The sequence below is a fragment of the Faecalibacterium sp. PGM34 genome, from assembly GCF_054456555.1.
On the sequence record NZ_CM136898.1, the window covers coordinates 574841 to 592085 of the forward strand.

A 17245-nucleotide genomic window follows, 5' to 3' on the forward strand; every position below is an offset into this window, starting at 1 on the left:
TCTATGGCATATATCACGAAACGCGGCAGCTCTTACAGTGTCCGCTACACCTATCAGGACGAGCACGGCAAGAGCTGCGACAAATGGGAGAGCTTTCCCACAAAAGAGGAGGCGGTGAAACGCCAGAAGCAGATCGAGCACGAGCTGGCAACAGGCAATTTCCTGATTCCGTCCACGGTGACGGTGGCAGAGTTCCTGATGGACTGGCTGCCCAAGCAGTGCAGCAAGCACAAGTGGGCACCCAAGACCTACCAGTCCAATCTGGCGCTCATCCAGAACCTCATCATCCCCTATATCGGGGAGATGCAGATGCAGAAGCTGCGGCCCTACCACATCGAAGCCCTGTACGACACCCTGAGCAAGACCCCCTGCGGACAGTATGTGGGCGGCAAGCGGCGAGACCTCTCGCCCAAGCAGCAGAAGCGCACCCTCTCCGGCACCACCCTCCATGAGGTTCACCAGCTTCTGCACAATTCCTTTCTGCTGGCGGTGGAGTGGGGCATCCTTATTAAAAGCCCCGTCCCGGTGGAAGCCCCCAAAAAGACCACCCAAGAGCGTAGCATCTGGGAAGTGGAGGAGATGCGGGCAGCGCTGGACAGCATGGAGGACCCCATCCTGCATCTGGCGGTGCACCTGACGCTGGTGGGTGCGCTGCGGGAAGGGGAGGTGGCAGGTCTGACCCCGGAGGACATCGACTTTGATGCCGCCAACGGCATGGGCACCTTCACCGTCAACCGTTCCATGCAGCGGGTGCAGAAGGACACGCTGGCACAGGTGGACAAGGGCTGCATCCTCCGCATCTTCCCGGACAAGCTGGAGGGCAGCAAGACTTCCCTCATCCTGAAAGACACCAAGACCGAAGCCTCCTGCCGTACCATCTTTATGACCGCTGCCCTGCGGGAGGAGCTAAAGCAGTGGCTGGAACGGCTGAAGCGGGAAGAAGCCCTCGACCCGGAGCGGTACCGCAACAGCGGGATGCTGCTGCGGCTGCCCAATGGTCTGGCGGTGGAGCCGGTGCTCATCCGCAAAAAGTTCCTGAAATGGCAGGACGCCCACCCGGAGTTCCCGCGTATCGTCTTTCACGGTCTGCGCCACTCCAGTGCCACCTACCAGTTGATGATCTCCGGCGGCGACATCAAGGCGGTGCAGGGGACTACCGGTCACGCCAGTGCGGATATGCTGGTGAACACCTACGCCCATATCCAGCAATCCTCCCGTGTGGAACTGGGCAAGAAGTTTGAAAGCGGCTTCTATGCCAAGCCCGACGCTCTCAGCCCGCAGGCTGTACCCGCCGCAGGCGAACCCACCATCTCCATGACGGCTCTTTTGGAATTGCTCAAGGATGCCGACCCGGAAATGAAGGCAAAACTCCGCCTGGCACTGCTCACCTGATGCAAAAAAGGGCACTGATTGCAATGCAATACAGAGCCCTACATAATCGGACATGGATAACACCGACCGTGCAAAAACCGTGCAGAAACCGTGCAGCCATAGCTTACAAAACAAAAAAGCCATGAAATCTTTCGATTTCACGGCATTTTCTGGTGCGATGGAAGGGACTCGAACCCCCGGCCTACTGATTCGTAGTCAGTCACTCTATCCAGCTGAGCTACCAACGCATACGTTCCGTTCGGAACATGATGTATTTTATCACGAAGGGCGGGGTTTGTCAACAACTTTTTTAAAATAATTTTATATTTTCCGAAAAAGAACGTCTTTTCTTTGATTTTACTGCGGCTTTTCTGTAAATCCTCTGCCGTCCCGGCGCAAAAAGCGGCTTCTGTGGCCGCTTTTTGCCCGCCGGGCGGGGGAGAGCGGGCGTGGCGCTCAGTCCTCCTGCGCCAGCTGACGGGCGATTTTTACGCCGGTGGGGGTGGCGGCAAGGCCGCCCTGACCGGTCTCGCGCAGGTCGGGGGAGAGCAAACTGCCCACGCGCCCCATGGCATCGATAACCTCATCGCAGGGGATGGCGTAGTCCACCCCAGCCAGCGCCATGTTGGCGCAGGAGACCGCGTTCACCGCGCCCACCACGTTGCGCTTGATGCAGGGCACCTCTACCAGACCCGCCACGGGGTCGCAGACCAGACCCAGCAGGTTGCCCAGTGCCATGGCGGCGGCAGCGGCGCACTGCTCCGGGGTGCCACCCTTCAGGTTACACAGAGCGGCGGCGGCCATGGCGCTTGCAGCGCCTACCTCGGCCTGACAGCCGCCCTCTGCGCCCGCCAGCGTGGCGCGGGCGGCGATGACCTGCCCAAAGCCTGCCGCCACATACAGCGCATCGCAGACGGCATCCTCGTCTGCCTGCCCGGCGCGCGCCAGCGGCAGCAGTACTGCCGGCAGCACCCCGCAGCTGCCCGCTGTGGGCGCGGCTACAATGCGCTTCATGCAGGCGTTGCACTCGGCGGTCTTCAGGGCTTCCGCTGTTACGGCGGCCAGATAATCATCGCCCAGCAGGCGTCCCTGCTGCCACGCCTGCTCCACTTTGGCGGCATCGCCGCCGGAAAGGCCGCTGCGGCTGCGCTGCGCGGGGTCATACTCCTGACTGGTGGCCTGCATCACCTGCCACAGGTGCCGCATGGCGGCGCGGCTGTGCGCCTCGGTCAGGCGGCTCTCCTCCAGATCGCTGCGCAGCACCGCCTCTGCCAGCGTGATCTTCTGGCTGCGGGCAGCGGCCAGCATCTCTTCACAGGACAAAAATGCCATGGCTCATTCCTCCGTTTCTTCCGGCTCGTCTACGTTCAGGCAGGTCACCTTCAGCAGACCCGGCATCACCGCCAGCTGCCGCTCCAGCGCGTGGGGGATGTGGGAGTCGCACTCCAGCACCATCACCGCATAGCCGCCCGCGGCCGCGCGGAACACCTGCATGGACGCGATATTGATGCGCCGCAGCGCCAGCGCCATGGTCACCTCGGCAATGCAGCCGGGGGTGTCCTCGTTGTGAATGATGAGGGTGTTACTGTCCCCGCCGAAATCCGCCGGGACGCCGTCAATTTCCGTCACGCGGATGCGTCCGCCGCCCACCGACGCCGCCTTGAGCGAAAGCTGCCGCCCGGTGCGGCTGGTCAGGGTGAGCACGGCGGTGTTAGGGTGGGCAGAGCGCAGCTCTACCGGGTGGATGCTGAACTGCATCCCCTGCTGCGCAGCCAGCGCAAAGCTGTCCGGCAGGCGGGGGTCGTCCGGGCGCAGACCCAGCAGCCCCGCCACCAGCGCACGGTCGGTGCCGTGGCCCTTGCCGGTGGTGGCAAAGCTGCCGTACAGGCCGATGTCTGCCTGCGCCGGAACCTCGCCCAGAAGCTTTTGTGCGGTATAGCCGATCTTTGCCGCACCGGCGGTGTGGCTGGAAGAGGGTCCGATCATCACCGGGCCCAGAACATCAAATAATCGCATAGGGGACAGCCTTCCTTTCCTGAGGGGTTTCCCGCTTTTGCGCGGCAGCTGCTGCCGCAAAACGCGCTTTTTCCTGCTTGAATGGACTAAAATTGCCAAAACGGCACATTTTTATCAAGTTTATTATACCGCTTTTGCTGCACTTGTGCTATAATAACTTTACTAATGTTTGAAAATGTCCCCAAAATGGCGTTCCGGCTGCTGCCTTGGCAGCGCCGCCCCGCCGCCAAGGGAACAACACGGAGGGTAGATCCTATGAAACTGGTAAGCGTGGAAACTCCTGAAAAGAGTGTCTGCAAAATGACCTTCAGCGCTACGGCTGAGGAACTGGAGACCGCCTCCAACGCGGTCTATGAGCGCACCCGCGCCACTTATACCATCAAGGGCTTCCAGAAGGGCGAGGCCGACCGCGCACAGATCGAGGCTGACCGCGGCGAGCACACCTTCTGGTACGATGCCATCAACGATCTGATGGATCAGGATGTGCCTGCTTTGTACGAGGCTGCATTGAAGGAGCACGGCTTTGCGCCGGTAGATGATCCCAGCTACGATCTGGTAAGCGTGAAGAAGGACGAGGGCTTTGTGGCTACCGCCACCGTGGCGCTGCAGCCCGAACTGAAGCTGACCAAGACCACCGGCTTTACCTCCCAGTGCGTCACCCCGGAGGTGACCGACAAGGAGATCGACACGGTGCTGGAGCGCCGCCGCAACTATGCCGCAGAGCTGGTGCCCCACAAGGGCCCCGCTGTAAAGGGCAATGTGGTGCACATGGACTTTGAGGGTCTTCTGGACGGTGTGGCCTTTAAGGGCGGCACGGCAAAGGACCAGTCGGTGCAGCTGGGCAGCGGCCGCATGATCCCCGGCTTCGAGGACGGCATTCTGGGTCACAAGGCAGGGGACGAGTTCGAGATCAACGTCACCTTCCCCCAGAACTACCCCAACAAGGAGCTGGCGGGCAAGCCTGTCGTGTTCAAGATCAAGCTGCATGACGTGTGCGTGCGTCAGCTGCCTGCCCTGAACAGCGACTTTGCCAAGAAGATGGGCAAGGAGACCATGGAGGAGTACCGCGCCTTCGTGAAGCAGCAGCTGTTCGACGGCCGCCACGGCGGTGCGCTGAACCACGCCAAGGATCAGATCCTTGGTCAGCTGGCTGATGCCGCCGAGGGCGAGATCCCCAGCATTCTGGTGGAGAACGCCTACCAGCAGCAGATGCAGGGCATCCAGCAGCAGCTGCAGATGCAGCGCATGAGCCTGAATACCTACCTGAGCCAGATCCATGAGACCCGCGAGAGCTTTACTGCCAAGGTGCGTGCCGCCGCAGAGAAGAACACCCGCGCCCGCATGGCACTGCTGCAGATCGCACAGCAGGAGAACCTGCTGCCCACCGACGAGGAGATCGACAAGCAGCTGGCAGAGCGCGCCGAAAAGACCAAAAAGACGGTCGAGGAGATCAAGGCTGGCACCGACATCGCTGCCCTGCGCCGCAACGAGGGCATCCGCAAGGCTGCCGATTGGGTCATCGACCACTCCACCATCGAGGAAAAGGTAGAGAGCAAGTAAGCTTAAGATATAAAAACAGCCAAGCCTGTGGGCTTGGCTGTTTTTTGTTATAGCTCATGAGAATTGCAGCAGGATCTCATCCAGATTTTTCCCGATGACCTCCATGGTGCGGAAAAACGCCTCCCGGGTGGCGGCATCGGTGTTTTGCAGCAGACGGGCAAAAAAGCGCTCCTGCACTGCGCGCCCCCGTGCGATGACCGGCTGCGCCTTTTCGGTGCACAGCAGCTGGGTCTTGCGGCGGTCGCCCGCCACGGCGCGGCGCTCCAGATACCCCTCCTGCACCAGACGGTCCACGTTTACCGACACAAGATTTGCCTTGATCTTGCGGATCTCCACGATATCCCGGGCAGTGGTGCAGTCCGGGTTGTTGGCTAAAAACATCAGGATATCAAAGGCGGTCTGGGGCAGCTTGAGCTCCTGACACAGCGGCTTGCACATGGCGTTGTAGGCCTGCGCAGTCTTGAAGCTGATCTCTATGGTAGGGTTCATGGGGCGCTCCTTTTGTTCTTATGTAGATAGTTCATTTTTGAAGTATTATAGTGCAGATGCGGGGAGATGTCAAGGGGAGGGGAGCCCTCTCAGGCGCTCCCGCGCCAGATTCCCCCTTTTGTCGCTGCGCGACATCTTCCCCCGGAGCGGGGGAAGTCTTTCCTCTCAGGGAGAGCCAAGCCGTAAGGCTCATTGCTGAAGTTTTAGGAGTAATGAGAAAGCTTCCGGGGGTGCTCTTGCCTCTCCCTTTGGGAGAGGTGGCATCGCGCAGCGATGACGGAGAGGGCGCACGCCGTTAGCCTCGCTCGCCCTCTCAGGCGCTCCCGCGCCAGATTCCCCCTTTTGTCGCTGCGCGACATCTTCCCCCGGAGCGGGGGAAGTCTTTCCTCTCAGGGAGAGCCAAGCCGTTACGTTCGTTGCTAAAGTATTAGGTGCAATAAGAAACCTTCCCGCCGCCGCAAAAAAGTTCCCCCTTCGGGGGAGCTGGCATCGCACAGCGATGACAGAGAGGGTTCGTTCCCAACTCCTTCCTGTGAAAATGCAATGCCGGAGCGTCCGCAGACGCTCCGGCATTGCTCTATTATAAATAATTTTTCCGCTGATGATGCGCAAAGCGAACGCGGCGCGCATTCAAATCGTTTTTCAGAACACCACTACGGCGACCAGACGCACCAGCAGGGCACACAGCCATGCCACGGCGCACTGGTTGACCACCATGATGGTAGCCCACTTGCCGCCAAGCTCCCGCTTGACCGAGGCCACCGCCGCAATGCAGGGGGTGTACAGCAGACAGAACACCAGCAGCGGTGCGGCCTGTGCCGGGGTGAGGGCTGCGGTCAGGGCAGCGGTAGAGCCGAAGAGGATGAGCAGCGAGGACACCACGCTCTCCTTAGCCATAAAGCCGGTGATAAGGGCGGTAGAGATGCGCCAGTCCGCAAAGCCCAGCGGGGCAAACAGCGGGGCGATATCGCCCGCAATGCGCGCCAGAATGCTGGCCTGCGGGTCAGCGGTCAGCCGCAGCTGCAGGTCAAAGTTCTGCAAGAACCAGATGACGATGGTGGCGACAAAAATGACCGTGAAGGCCTTCTGCAAGAAGTCCCGCGCCTTTTCCCACAGCAGCTGCGTCACGTTCTTCAGTCCGGGCAGGCGGTAGTTGGGCAGCTCCATGACAAAGGGCACGGCCTCGCCCTTGAACACGGTGCTCTTGAGCAGCAGCGCCGCCAGCACGCCCACCAGAATGCCGGTGAAGTACAGCAGAACCATCACAAGTCCCGCGTACTTGGGGAAGAACGCCGCCGCAAACAGGCTGTAAATGGGCAGCTTTGCCGAGCAGCTCATGAACGGGGTGAGCAGGATGGTCATTTTGCGGTCGCGCTCCGAGGGCAGGGTGCGGCTTGCCATCACGCCGGGCACGGTGCAGCCAAAGCCGATGAGCATGGGCACGATGCTGCGGCCGGACAGGCCGATGCGGCGCAGCAGCTTATCCATCACAAAGGCGACACGCGCCATGTAGCCGGTATCCTCCAGCATGGAGAGGAAGAAGAACAGCACCACGATGATGGGCAGAAAGCTCAGCACGCTGCCCACGCCGGTAAAGATGCCGTCGATGACCAGCGAGTGCACCGCCGCGTTGACGTTCCAGTTGGTCAGGGCGGTGTCCACAACGCCGGTCAGGGCATCGATGCCCATCTCCATGAGGTTCTGGAAGAACAGGCCGATGACATTGAAGGTAAGGAAGAACACCAGACCCATAATGGCGATAAACGCCGGGATGGCGGTGTACTTGCCGGTGAGGAACTTGTCGATGCGGTTGGAGCGCAGCTGCTCCTTGCTTTCGTGGGGCTTGACCACCGTCTGCGCCACCAGCTTCTGAATGAAGGAGAAGCGCATATCCGCAATGGCGGCAGCGCGGTCCAGTCCGCGCTCCTGCTCCATCTGCACGATGATATGCTCGATCATTTCTTTTTCGTTGGGGTCCAGCTTCAGCGCTTCCTCAATGCGGGGGTCACCCTCCACCAGCTTGGTGGCGGCAAAACGCACCGGGATGCCCGCCGCCTTGGCGTGATCCTCGATGAGGTGCAGGATGCCGTGGATGCAGCGGTGCACTGCGCCGCCGTGGTCCTCCTCGCTGCAAAAATCCATGCGTCCGGGGCGCTCCTGATACTTTGCCACATGGACGGCGTGGTCTACCAGCTCGTCCACGCCCTCGTTCTTGGCGGCGGAGATGGGGATGACCGGGATGCCCAGCATCGCCTCCATCTTGTTGATGCGCACCGTGCCGCCGTTGCCGCGCATTTCGTCCATCATGTTCAGCGCCAGCACCATGGGGATATCCAGCTCCATCAGCTGCATGGTCAGGTAGAGGTTGCGCTCGATGTTGGTGGCGTCCACGATGTTGATGATGCCGGTGGGCTTTTCGCCGATAATGAACTGCCGGGTGACAATCTCCTCGCTGGAATAGGGGGACATGGAGTAGATGCCCGGCAGGTCGGTGACTTCGGTCTCCGGGTGCCCCTTGATGGCACCGCTCTTGCGGTCTACCGTCACACCCGGGAAGTTGCCGACATGCTGGTTGGAGCCGGTAAGCTGGTTGAACAGGGTGGTCTTGCCGCAGTTCTGGTTGCCCGCCAGCGCAAAGGTCAGGGTCTTATCCTCCGGCAGGGGATGCTCCCCCTCCTTGGTGTGGTACTTGCCGCCCTCGCCAAGACCCGGGTGCTCCACCATCTTTCCGTCCACCGGGGCGTGCACCGCCGGGGTCTTTTCGGTGGGGGTCACGGTGATCTGTGCCGCATCGTCCAGACGCAGGGTCAGCTCATAACCGTGGATGCGCAGCTCCATGGGGTCGCCCATGGGCGCCAGCTTTACCAGCGTGACCTCTGCCCCGGGGATCAGACCCATATCCAGAAAATGCTGCCGCAGTGCGCCTGCACCGCCCACAGCATCCACAATGGCGCTTTTGCCGATCTGTAACTCTTTTAACGTCATATCCGTTGCCTTCTTTTATATGTACTGTTCTTGTGTGTTAGTCTGTGTTAACAAATGTAGTATAGGCTAACTGGCAGCGGATGTCAATAGAAAAAACAGACACAAAAAAGCACCGCACACTCTCGGGCGAGAATATGCGGTGCTCCATCTTTATAAAGTTACTTCACGGTGTGGTAGCCATCGGGGTTGTTCTTCTGCCAGTTCCAGCTGTCGGCGCACATCTCCTCGATGCCGTACTCAGCCACCCAGCCCAGCTCGTTCTTGGCCTTGGTGGGGTCGGCGTAGCACTCGGCGATATCGCCGGGACGGCGCGGGTCGATGACATAGGGGATCTCCTTGCCGCAGGCCTTGGAGAAGGCATGGATGACGTCCAGCACGCTGTACCCCTTGCCGGTGCCCAGATTGCAGATGAAGAGGCCGCAGCCGGTCTCCAGCTTGCGGATGGCGCACACATGGCCCCGGGCCAGATCCACAACGTGGATGTAGTCACGCACACCGGTGCCGTCCGGGGTGGGGTAGTCGTTGCCAAAGACGTGCACCTTTTCCAGCTTGCCCACAGCCACCTTGGCAATGTAGGGCATCAGGTTATTGGGGATGCCGTTGGGGTCCTCGCCGATCAGGCCGCTCTTGTGGGCACCGATGGGGTTGAAGTAGCGCAGCAGCGCCACATTCAGGCTGGGGTCAGCCTTGCACACGTCCTGCAGGATGCGCTCGGTAAAGGCCTTGGTGGTGCCGTAGGGGTTGGTGGTAGCGCCCACGGGGAAGTCCTCGGTGATGGGCACACTGGCGGGGTCGCCGTAGACGGTAGCAGAGGAGCTGAACACGAAGTTGTGGCAGTCATGATGGCGCATCACGTCCAGAATGACCAGCGTGCAGTTGAGGTTATTGTAGTAGTACTCGATGGGCTTGGACACGCTCTCGCCCACAGCCTTGTAGGCTGCAAACTGGATGACGGCGGTGATGTCCGGGCACTCGGAGAAGATCTTCTCCACGTCCTCGCGGCGGGTCATGTCTGCATTATAGAAGCGGAAATCCTTGCCGGTGATCTGCTTGACCCGGTCCAGAACCACGGGGGAAGCGTTATAATAGTTATCTGCCACCACGATATCGTAGCCAGCGTTCAACAGTTCGATGCAGGTGTGGCTGCCGATGTAGCCGGCGCCGCCGGAAACCAAAATTGCCATAGCCGAGTACCTCTCTCACATAGTATTATCACTTTTATCTCTTTGCGCCGGGCGCTGCCCGGTCTGCTTAAAGAATACCGCTTTTTGCCGCCGACTGCAAGGGGCGCTTTCTTTATTCAGATATATTTTTGTTGCATCTTTGCGCATTACACTTTTGATTGACAGAGATTTTTCGCGCTTTTCACATGGAGAGAATGCGCCGTTTGTGCAAAACATAGAAATGGAGAGGGAAACCCCCTCAGGCTGCGCCCTCTCAGGCGCAGCCTCCTGCCACGCAAAAAACGTCTGCCGAGGCAGACGTTTTTTTGCGTGATGTATCCTTTTTAAAGTTTTCCGCACTGTTTGCCGGTGAAGAACCGCAGGGTGGTGGTGGCGCGGAACACCTTGCCTGCCCGCAGCACCGTGGAGGGGAACTCCGGGTGGGAGGGGCTGCACGGATAGTGCTGGGTCTCCAAGGCAAAGCCGCCGTACTTGCGCAAGGGCTGGCCGCCCTTGCCCGGGGCGGGGCAGTCCTGCAAAAAGTTGCCGGTGTACAGCTGGATGCCCGGCTGGGTGGTGTACAGCTTCATGCTGATGCCGGTCTTATCGCTGGTAGCCCATGCGCAGATGCTCTGGCTGGAACCGCGTGCGCGGTCGATGACGTAGCAGTGGTCGTAGCCGCCGCCCACCATGGTGGTCTGGGAGAAGCCGGTGTCGATCTCCTTGCCGATGGTCTTACCGGCGGTAAAGTCCATGGGGGTGTTCGCCACGGGCAGGATGTTGCCGGTGGGACAGGTGGTATTGTTGCCCTCCAGATAGCGGGAGGCGTAGATGCGCAGCTTCTGGTTCAGCACATCGCCGCCGCCGTCCAGATTGAAGTAGCTGTGGTTGGTCAGGTTCACAAGGGTGTCGGCGTCCGAGGACACACGGTAGTCCATGCGGAAGGTGTTGTCATCGGTGAGGGTATAGCGCACCGCGATCTTCAGCGTGCCGGGAAAGCCATCCTCGCCGTCGGGGCTTACAGCTTCCATCAGCAGGGTATCGCCGAAGTATTTCACCTCATAGATTTTCCGGGAAAAGCAGCCGTGCAGATGGTGCTCGCCGCAGTTTTTTTCCAGCTGGTAGGTCTTGCCGCCCAAGGTAAAGACGGCGTTCTCGATGCGGTTTGCGTAGCGCCCCACAAAAGCACCGCAGCAGGTGCTGCCGGACGAGGTGAAGTCGTTTTCGTAATCTGCCATGGTGTCGTGACCCAGCACCACATCCACCGGGCCGTTTTTGGCCGGGACGATGATATTCTTGATCACGCAGCCGTAATCCAGCACACTGACGGACATACCGCCGGGGTTCGAGAGGATGTACTCGGTAACATTAGCGCCCTCTTTGGTCACACCGAAGGGCTTGGAACGGATCTGTGCCATTGGGCCTCGCCTCCTAAAGATTTTTTCGGAAATGCAAAAGGGGGCAGACTGCCCCCTTTGCATCTTGTCTGTATTTATGATTATATCACAGTTTTACGGTTTTGTGTTGAAATCCTTTTAGAATTACCATCCAATTTTTACGGCGATTTTTTGTTAGAATCATCAAAAGTGCCAACAATGGGGCTTTCAGCGGCAGGGAAGTCACCCAGCAAGCGCCCGCCCTCTCAGGCGCTCCCGCGCCAGCTCCCCCAAAGGGGGAGCCAAGCCATAAAGTTCATCACTAAAGTGCTAGGAAAAACGAGAAAGTTTCCGGCAGTGCTCTTGCCTCTCCCTTTGGGAGAGGTGGCACGGCGTAAGCCGTGACGGAGAGGGCGAGACCACCTCTTTCCACCTTCAGTCAAAAAGCGCCCCGCATTTCCGGTGGAAATGCGGGGCGCTCTGGTGATACGGGCTGTGTGCCTTATGCCTCCGGCTGGGGCTGTGCCGCAGAGGACTGAGCGGCAATAAACTCGGCGGCATCGTCCGGGATGTCGTCCAGGTCCTCGTCGCTGCCGATGTCCACGTTGAGCGGCGGCTTCTTGAACAGGATATCGTACAAAATGGGCACGATATACAGGGTCATCAGGGTGGCGTAGCTCAGGCCGCAGATGATGACGATGGCCATGCCGCTCATCAGCTGGCTTGCCATATCATTGCTGAACACCATTTGCAGCATGGCCAGCACGGTGGTCAGGGTGGTCATCAGGATGGGGCGCATACGGGTCTTGCCGGTGGCAACCAGCGCGGCGCGGCGCTCCATGCCGCCCATGCGCAGCTGGTTGGCGTAGTCCACGAACACGATGCCGTTGTTGACGACCGTACCCATCAGCACGATGAAGCCCATCATGGAGATCATGGTCAGCTGCTGGCCGGTGAGCAGCAGACCCAGCAGACCGCCGGTAAAGGCCAGCGGCACGGTGAACAGCACGATGAAGGGGGACAGCAGGCTCTGGAACTGTGCCACCATGACAAGGTACACAAAGGGCAGAGCCAATGCCATCCACTGGATCATCTCATTGGTCATATAGTTGACGCTGTCGCTCTCGCCGCCCATGGAGAAGGAGCAGCCTTCCGGCATCTCATCGGTGAGGGCAAAGGCGTCCAGCGCCTTTTTCACGGCACGCGCCTGCACCGTGGTGTTGTAGCCCGACACAGTCTCGGCGGTGACGGTGACGAACTGGTTCTGGTTCTCGCTGGTGATGGAATCCGGCGCGGTTCCGGTGGTCCAGCTGGCGATATCCGACAGCTTGCAGCTACCGGTGGCGGTGGTGCCGTCGGCGGACATGACGGTGGTCTCAAAGGTTATGTCCATCATGTTTTCCTTGGTCAGCGGGTCCAGATTGTTGCTGATCTGCACGTCCATAGTGGTGCCGTCCACGGTAACAGGGGTCTGTGCCGTGGTGGTGGTGGTCAGCTTTGCCGCGATCTGCTGGTACACCTGTGCAACGGTCAGGCCGTAGGCGCGCACCTTGTCGCGGTCCACCTGCAAAATGATGGTGGAATCGCCCGCACCCAGACCGTTGGTGGCATTCTGGAAGCCATCGGTGCTGTTCACGATATCAATGACCTTCTCGGACAGGGCGGTCAGGGTCTCGGCATCGGTACCGTAGATCTTGATGGTCAGACCGGTGGACAGCTGGCTGGTCAGGTCATCGGTCATACCGTACTGCTGGACGGTGGCGGTGCAGTCCGCCACCCCGGCCACGGCTTCCTCCATGGCCTTGCAGGCGGCGTCGATCTTGGAAGAGGAGAGCTCCTCGTTGAGCTTGACGTTGATCTTATACTTGCCGTAGCCGTTGGCGGCGTTCAGCAGGTCGGTGATGGTGGAGGGCAGGCCAAGGTTGGAGACATCCATGCCCGACACGGTGTTGTCGGGGGTAATGCCTACCTCCTCCACGCCGTCCACGGCCATCACGGCCTGCACCACCTTACCAGCCACATCGTAGGATTCCTGCTGCGAGAGGGTGTCGGTGGTAGAAAGGGTGATCATGGCCTCGTTGCTGGTGCTGGTGGGCAGCAGCACGATGCCCATGGAGACCACCCGCCAGCAGCAGAACACCAGCAGCAGCACTGCGGCTGCCAGCGGTACAAAGCGCTTTTCCAGCGCCTTTTCCAGACTGCGGCCGTAGGCGCTCTGAATTTTATCGAACCATGCCAGTTTTTTGGGCTGGGCGTTCTTCAGCACGGTAGCCGAGGCAGCAGGCACCACGGTCAGTGCCACGATAAGGGAAGCCATCAGGCAGTAGCCGATGCACAGGGACATGGGCCCCATCAGGCTGCGGATGAGGCTGGCAGAGAACACCGCCGGCAGGAACACGCAGACCGAGGTAAGGGTAGACGCCACAACAGACATGCCCACCTGACGTGCGCCCTGCACCGCCGCGCGGGCGGCGGGCACGCCGCGGCCGCGCAGACGGTAGATGTTCTCGATGACGACCACCGAGTTATCCACCAGCATGCCGATGCCCAGCGAAAGACCGGCCAGCGTCATAACGTTCAGGTCCAGACCGGTGAAGTACATCAGCACCACGGCAAACAGCACCGACAGAGGGATACTGACGCCGACCACCAGCGTGGGCTTGACGTCCTTCAGGAAGATGGCCAGCACGATGATGGCCAGTACAGCACCCACCAGCATACTGGTGAGGATGCTCTTGATCAGGATGCTGATGTAGTTGCCCTGATTGGACAGCACCACAACGTGCAGACCATCGTACTGGGCTTCCAGCTCCTTGAAAGCCTCCAGACAGTTGGCGGAAACGTCACCTGCGCTGGAGCTGTCGTCCTTGTAGATTTTAAGCACCGAGGCCTGCTCGCCATTCAGGCGGGTGTAGCTGTCAGCGGCGTTGTCGATGATCTCCACGTCTGCCACATCAGAAAGACGCACATCGCCGTAGCCCTCCACATGGAGCAGCAGCGCGCCACGGATATCCTCCACGCTGTCGTATTCCTCGCCGACCTTCAGCAGCCACGACTCGCCGCTTTCGTCCTTGACGTAACCGGCGGGCATGGAGAAGTTCTGGGCGTAGATGAGGGTGGCAAGGGTCTTGATATCCAGCTGCTTGGTCACATCCGCGCTGGCAAGCGCCTTTTCCTTGGCGGCCTCGTACTGGATCTTGGCCTCGCTGAGCTGCTTTTCATACTCGTTCAGCATCTCGCGGGCTTCGGTAAACTGCATATAAGCAGCCAGCTGCTGCTGGGTAAAGCTGCCCAGTGCGTTGGAGAACTCGCTCATCATGCCGGGCACATTGTCCATGGCCTTGATGGTGTCCTCCAGCGTACTATAGATGACATTCAGGCTGTCCTGCAATTGCAGTTCGTCTGCCAGATCCGCAGCGCCTTCGCCCTGCGTACCCGTCTCAGTATTGATGCGGTTCTGCAGGGTCTGCAAGGCAGAGGAGAGTTTATCGGTGATATCGCGCAGCTCGGAGACGATCTCGATCAGGGAGTCGATATCCCGCATACCGGTGTTGTTGAACTTGTCCAGCACCCGCTGCAAGCCTGCCTGCACCTCAATAAGTGCCTGCTGCACCTCAGGCTCCTTGACCACGGCGATCAGGTTGTTGACGCTTTGCAGCAGTGCTTCAGCCTGCTTGCGCACCACCTCTACGGCGTCCCCGACCTCAGAGGACAAAGTGCCCATGACAGAGTTGGACACGGTATTGCCAAAATTTTTGAACTGCTTATCGTATTCTGCGCGGCCGGCCTTGATCTTGGCCTCGGCTTCTTCCAGCTGGGTGTGCGCCGCTTCCAGCTGGGTGTCGATGAGCTCCATCAGCTTTTCGTTGATGGCATCCACCTTTTCCTGATTCAGCTGCACCTGTACCAGCTGCTCCACAAGGCCGCTGGAGGATACGCTGGACACACCGCCCTTGCGCTGGACATAGGGGGTCATGGTGTTCTTGATAAAATCAGAAAGCTCATACACCGAACTGCCCTCGCGGCTGACAGCCACGGTCATAAAGGCGTTCATGTTCATGCTGTACTGTATCACAGAAGGGGTCAGGGCGGTATCCGGCAGGTCGCTCTTGGCCTGATCCAGCTTGTTGGACACCTGCACCATTGCACTGTTCATGTCCGTATCGTCCACGAACTTCATCAGCAGCAGGCTGTAATTCTCAGCCGAGGTGGCGGTGATCTTTTCCACGCCGGGCACTGTAAGCGCGTTTTGCAGCACGTCCGAGACTTCGCTCTCCACACGCTCCGGGCTGGCACCGGGATACACGGTGACCACCATCAGATACGGTGTGCTGACATTCGGCAGCAGGTTTGTTTTCATCTTGGTGATCGACACAAAGCCGAGCATCAGCACCATGATGACTGCAACCAGCACCGTAAATGGTTTTTTGACACTGAATTTTTCCATCTTCTCCTACCGTTTCTCTGCCGCACCGCCCGGCGCAACAGTTCCTCCACCTTCGTGGGGCAATGGGTTCCTAACATTCCTATTATACACGCAAGGCGTACGCTTTCAATAGCGGGGCGGCGAATCTTTTGCGAAAGTTGTGTCAAAATCTGCGAAACGCACAACTTTGCCGCCCCAAAACCGGCAGTCTGCCTTTGTTCCTCCCATCTGCCGCCGGACAGAATTCCGACACCTTTTCCGTACTGCATACGGTTGAGCGGGGTGGATCATTGCAGGGGAGGGGAAAATTTTACTCCCTCAGTCAAAACCTGACGGTTTTGCCAGCTCTCCCAAAGGGAGAGCCAAGAGCACGCCCGGAAGCTTTCTCATTGCACCTAAAACTTTAGTGATGAACTTTACGGCTTGGCTCCCCCTTTGAGGAAAGACTTCCCCCGCTCCGGGGGAAGATGTGGCACCGTAGGTGACAAAAGGGGGAATCTGGCGCGGGAGCGCCTGAGAGGGCGAGCCTATCCCCTCAAAGACTTTTCTTTTTGCATAGAAATGTGCTTTTGATTATGGTATACTAACAGCAGACTGAAAAAGCTGCCCCTTGCGGGGCTTATCCGATACAAAAACGAGGAACACTATGAAAAAAGTTATTTCGGTCCGTTTCAAGGAAAACGGCAAAAGCTATTATTTTGATCCCGGTGATGCCGTCATCCACACCGGGGAGTTCGTGATCGTGGAGACCGCCCGCGGCGTGGAGTGCGGCGAGGTGGTGCAGGGCGTGCGGGAGCTGGCGGATGCAGCCGTACCCAAGGCGCTGAAACCCATCACCCGCATGGCCGACAGCGTGGATATCCGCCGGATGCGCCAGAACCGCGAGGACGAAAAGCGCGCCTACCACACCTGTCAGGAGTGCATCGCCCGCCACGGGCTGGAGATGAAGCTGGTGGAGGTCGAGTACACGCTGGACCGCTCCAAGATCATGTTCTACTTTACCGCTGACGGACGGGTGGACTTCCGGGAACTGGTCAAGGATCTGGCCGGCATCTTCCACACCCGCATCGAGCTGCGCCAGATCGGCGTGCGCGACGAGAGCAAGATGATCGGCGGTCTGGGCATCTGCGGCCAGCCCTTCTGCTGCAGCCGCTTTTTGAAGGATTTCCAGCCCGTTTCCATCAAGATGGCCAAGGAGCAGGGACTTTCGCTGAACCCCACCAAGATCAGCGGTGCCTGCGGCCGCCTGATGTGCTGCCTTGCCTACGAGGAGAGCGCCTACGAGTACCTGAACAGCATCATGCCCATGGTGGGCAGCACGGTGCGCACCCCGGACGGTCTGGGCACTGTGCTGGAGGTGAACCCGGTATCCGGCTACCTGCGGGTGCGCTGCGGCACCGAGAGCCTTGCCCCCCGGTACTACAAGGTGGGCGTATGCGAGTATGTGAGCGGCGGCAAGCGCCCGCCCCGCCGTCCCGACCCGGACGATGATTACTCCGGCGTGCGCAACCCCGCCCCGGTAGTGGCAAGCTCCGACGACGAAAAGCGCCCCGCCTGCCCCCGCCGCCGCGCAAGCGAAAAGGAATGAGCATAATGGCGTGCGCCCTCTCCGTCATCGCTGCGCGATGCCACCTCTCCCAAAGGGAGAGGCAAGAGCTCTGCCGGAAAGTTTCTCATTGCACCTAACACTTTAGCAACGAGGGCAGCGGCATGCGCCCTCTCAGTCAAAGCCTGTCGGCTTTGCCAGCTCTCCCAAAGGGAGAGCCAAGTGCACTCCCAGACAGTTTCTCGTTTCTCCTAAAGCTTTAGCAACGAGCTTTACGGCTTGGCTCTCCCTGAGGGGAAAGACTTCCCCCGCT

10 protein-coding genes and 1 tRNA gene are annotated in these 17245 nt (G+C 59.5%); 3 read left to right on the forward strand and 8 right to left on the reverse strand.

All coding sequences use genetic code 11. From position 1 onward, the window contains the following. Positions 1 to 3 precede the first annotated feature (3 nt). The gene (locus ACXPUX_RS02820; protein WP_458829863.1) at positions 4 to 1392 is read left to right on the forward strand and encodes a site-specific integrase; all 1389 of its coding nucleotides are present in this window, start codon (positions 4 to 6) and stop codon (positions 1390 to 1392) included. A 150-nt stretch (positions 1393 to 1542) separates the two neighbouring features. On the opposite strand, the gene ACXPUX_RS02825 is transcribed toward ACXPUX_RS02820, so the two are convergent. The 3 genes from ACXPUX_RS02825 to sdaAB form a co-directional block, all read right to left on the reverse strand. After that, a tRNA-Arg gene (locus ACXPUX_RS02825) sits at positions 1543 to 1619 on the reverse strand. A 208-nt stretch (positions 1620 to 1827) separates the two neighbouring features. Further along, positions 1828 to 2703 carry an L-serine ammonia-lyase, iron-sulfur-dependent, subunit alpha gene (sdaAA, locus tag ACXPUX_RS02830; protein WP_249241005.1) on the reverse strand — a complete coding sequence of 292 codons (876 nt, stop codon included), beginning with the start codon at positions 2701 to 2703 and terminating at the stop codon, positions 1828 to 1830. A 3-nt stretch (positions 2704 to 2706) separates the two neighbouring features. Then, entirely contained in the window at positions 2707 to 3387 is a 681-nt protein-coding gene (gene sdaAB, locus ACXPUX_RS02835) for an L-serine ammonia-lyase, iron-sulfur-dependent subunit beta (RefSeq protein ID WP_112091433.1), read from the reverse strand. 255 nt (positions 3388 to 3642) lie between these two features. Between sdaAB and tig the strand changes: the two genes are divergently transcribed. Further along, positions 3643 to 4947, forward strand: a complete 1305-nt coding sequence (gene tig, locus ACXPUX_RS02840) for a trigger factor (protein ID WP_458829865.1) — start codon at positions 3643 to 3645, stop codon at positions 4945 to 4947. 54 nt (positions 4948 to 5001) lie between these two features. Here tig and ACXPUX_RS02845 read toward each other — a convergent pair whose 3' ends face one another. From ACXPUX_RS02845 to ACXPUX_RS02865, 5 genes are all read right to left on the reverse strand, one after another. Next, positions 5002 to 5436: a MarR family winged helix-turn-helix transcriptional regulator gene (locus ACXPUX_RS02845; RefSeq protein ID WP_458829866.1), complete on the reverse strand. Its 435-nt coding sequence runs from the start codon at positions 5434 to 5436 to the stop codon at positions 5002 to 5004. 642 nt (positions 5437 to 6078) lie between these two features. Then, positions 6079 to 8421: a ferrous iron transport protein B gene (feoB, locus tag ACXPUX_RS02850; protein ID WP_458829867.1), complete on the reverse strand. Its 2343-nt coding sequence runs from the start codon at positions 8419 to 8421 to the stop codon at positions 6079 to 6081. A 158-nt stretch (positions 8422 to 8579) separates the two neighbouring features. Then, on the reverse strand, positions 8580 to 9605 hold the full coding sequence (gene galE, locus ACXPUX_RS02855) for a UDP-glucose 4-epimerase GalE (RefSeq protein WP_458829868.1): 1026 nt from the start codon (positions 9603 to 9605) through the stop codon (positions 8580 to 8582). A 323-nt stretch (positions 9606 to 9928) separates the two neighbouring features. Continuing rightward, positions 9929 to 11002: an aldose epimerase family protein gene (locus tag ACXPUX_RS02860; RefSeq protein WP_249240997.1), complete on the reverse strand. Its 1074-nt coding sequence runs from the start codon at positions 11000 to 11002 to the stop codon at positions 9929 to 9931. 460 nt (positions 11003 to 11462) lie between these two features. Then, on the reverse strand, positions 11463 to 15407 hold the full coding sequence (locus tag ACXPUX_RS02865; RefSeq protein ID WP_458829870.1) for an efflux RND transporter permease subunit: 3945 nt from the start codon (positions 15405 to 15407) through the stop codon (positions 11463 to 11465). 625 nt (positions 15408 to 16032) lie between these two features. Between ACXPUX_RS02865 and ACXPUX_RS02870 the strand changes: the two genes are divergently transcribed. Further along, complete coding sequence (locus ACXPUX_RS02870; protein WP_458829872.1) at positions 16033 to 16974, forward strand: PSP1 domain-containing protein; 942 nt, start codon at positions 16033 to 16035, stop codon at positions 16972 to 16974. Positions 16975 to 17245: the final 271 nt, after the last annotated feature.

Excerpts from the sequence above, each read along its gene's own strand:
- ACXPUX_RS02860 (WP_249240997.1), bottom strand. The coding sequence starts at position 11,002 with ATGGCACAGATCCGTTCCAAGCCCTTCGGTGTGACCAAAGAGGGCGCT.
- sdaAB (WP_112091433.1), bottom strand. The coding sequence starts at position 3,387 with ATGCGATTATTTGATGTTCTGGGCCCGGTGATGATCGGACCCTCTTCC.
- galE (WP_458829868.1), bottom strand. The coding sequence starts at position 9,605 with ATGGCAATTTTGGTTTCCGGCGGCGCCGGCTACATCGGCAGCCACACC.
- feoB (WP_458829867.1), bottom strand. The coding sequence starts at position 8,421 with ATGACGTTAAAAGAGTTACAGATCGGCAAAAGCGCCATTGTGGATGCT.
- ACXPUX_RS02865 (WP_458829870.1), bottom strand. The coding sequence starts at position 15,407 with ATGGAAAAATTCAGTGTCAAAAAACCATTTACGGTGCTGGTTGCAGTC.
- sdaAA (WP_249241005.1), bottom strand. The coding sequence starts at position 2,703 with ATGGCATTTTTGTCCTGTGAAGAGATGCTGGCCGCTGCCCGCAGCCAG.
- ACXPUX_RS02870 (WP_458829872.1), top strand. The coding sequence starts at position 16,033 with ATGAAAAAAGTTATTTCGGTCCGTTTCAAGGAAAACGGCAAAAGCTAT.
- tig (WP_458829865.1), top strand. The coding sequence starts at position 3,643 with ATGAAACTGGTAAGCGTGGAAACTCCTGAAAAGAGTGTCTGCAAAATG.
- ACXPUX_RS02845 (WP_458829866.1), bottom strand. The coding sequence starts at position 5,436 with ATGAACCCTACCATAGAGATCAGCTTCAAGACTGCGCAGGCCTACAAC.
- ACXPUX_RS02820 (WP_458829863.1), top strand. The coding sequence starts at position 4 with ATGGCATATATCACGAAACGCGGCAGCTCTTACAGTGTCCGCTACACC.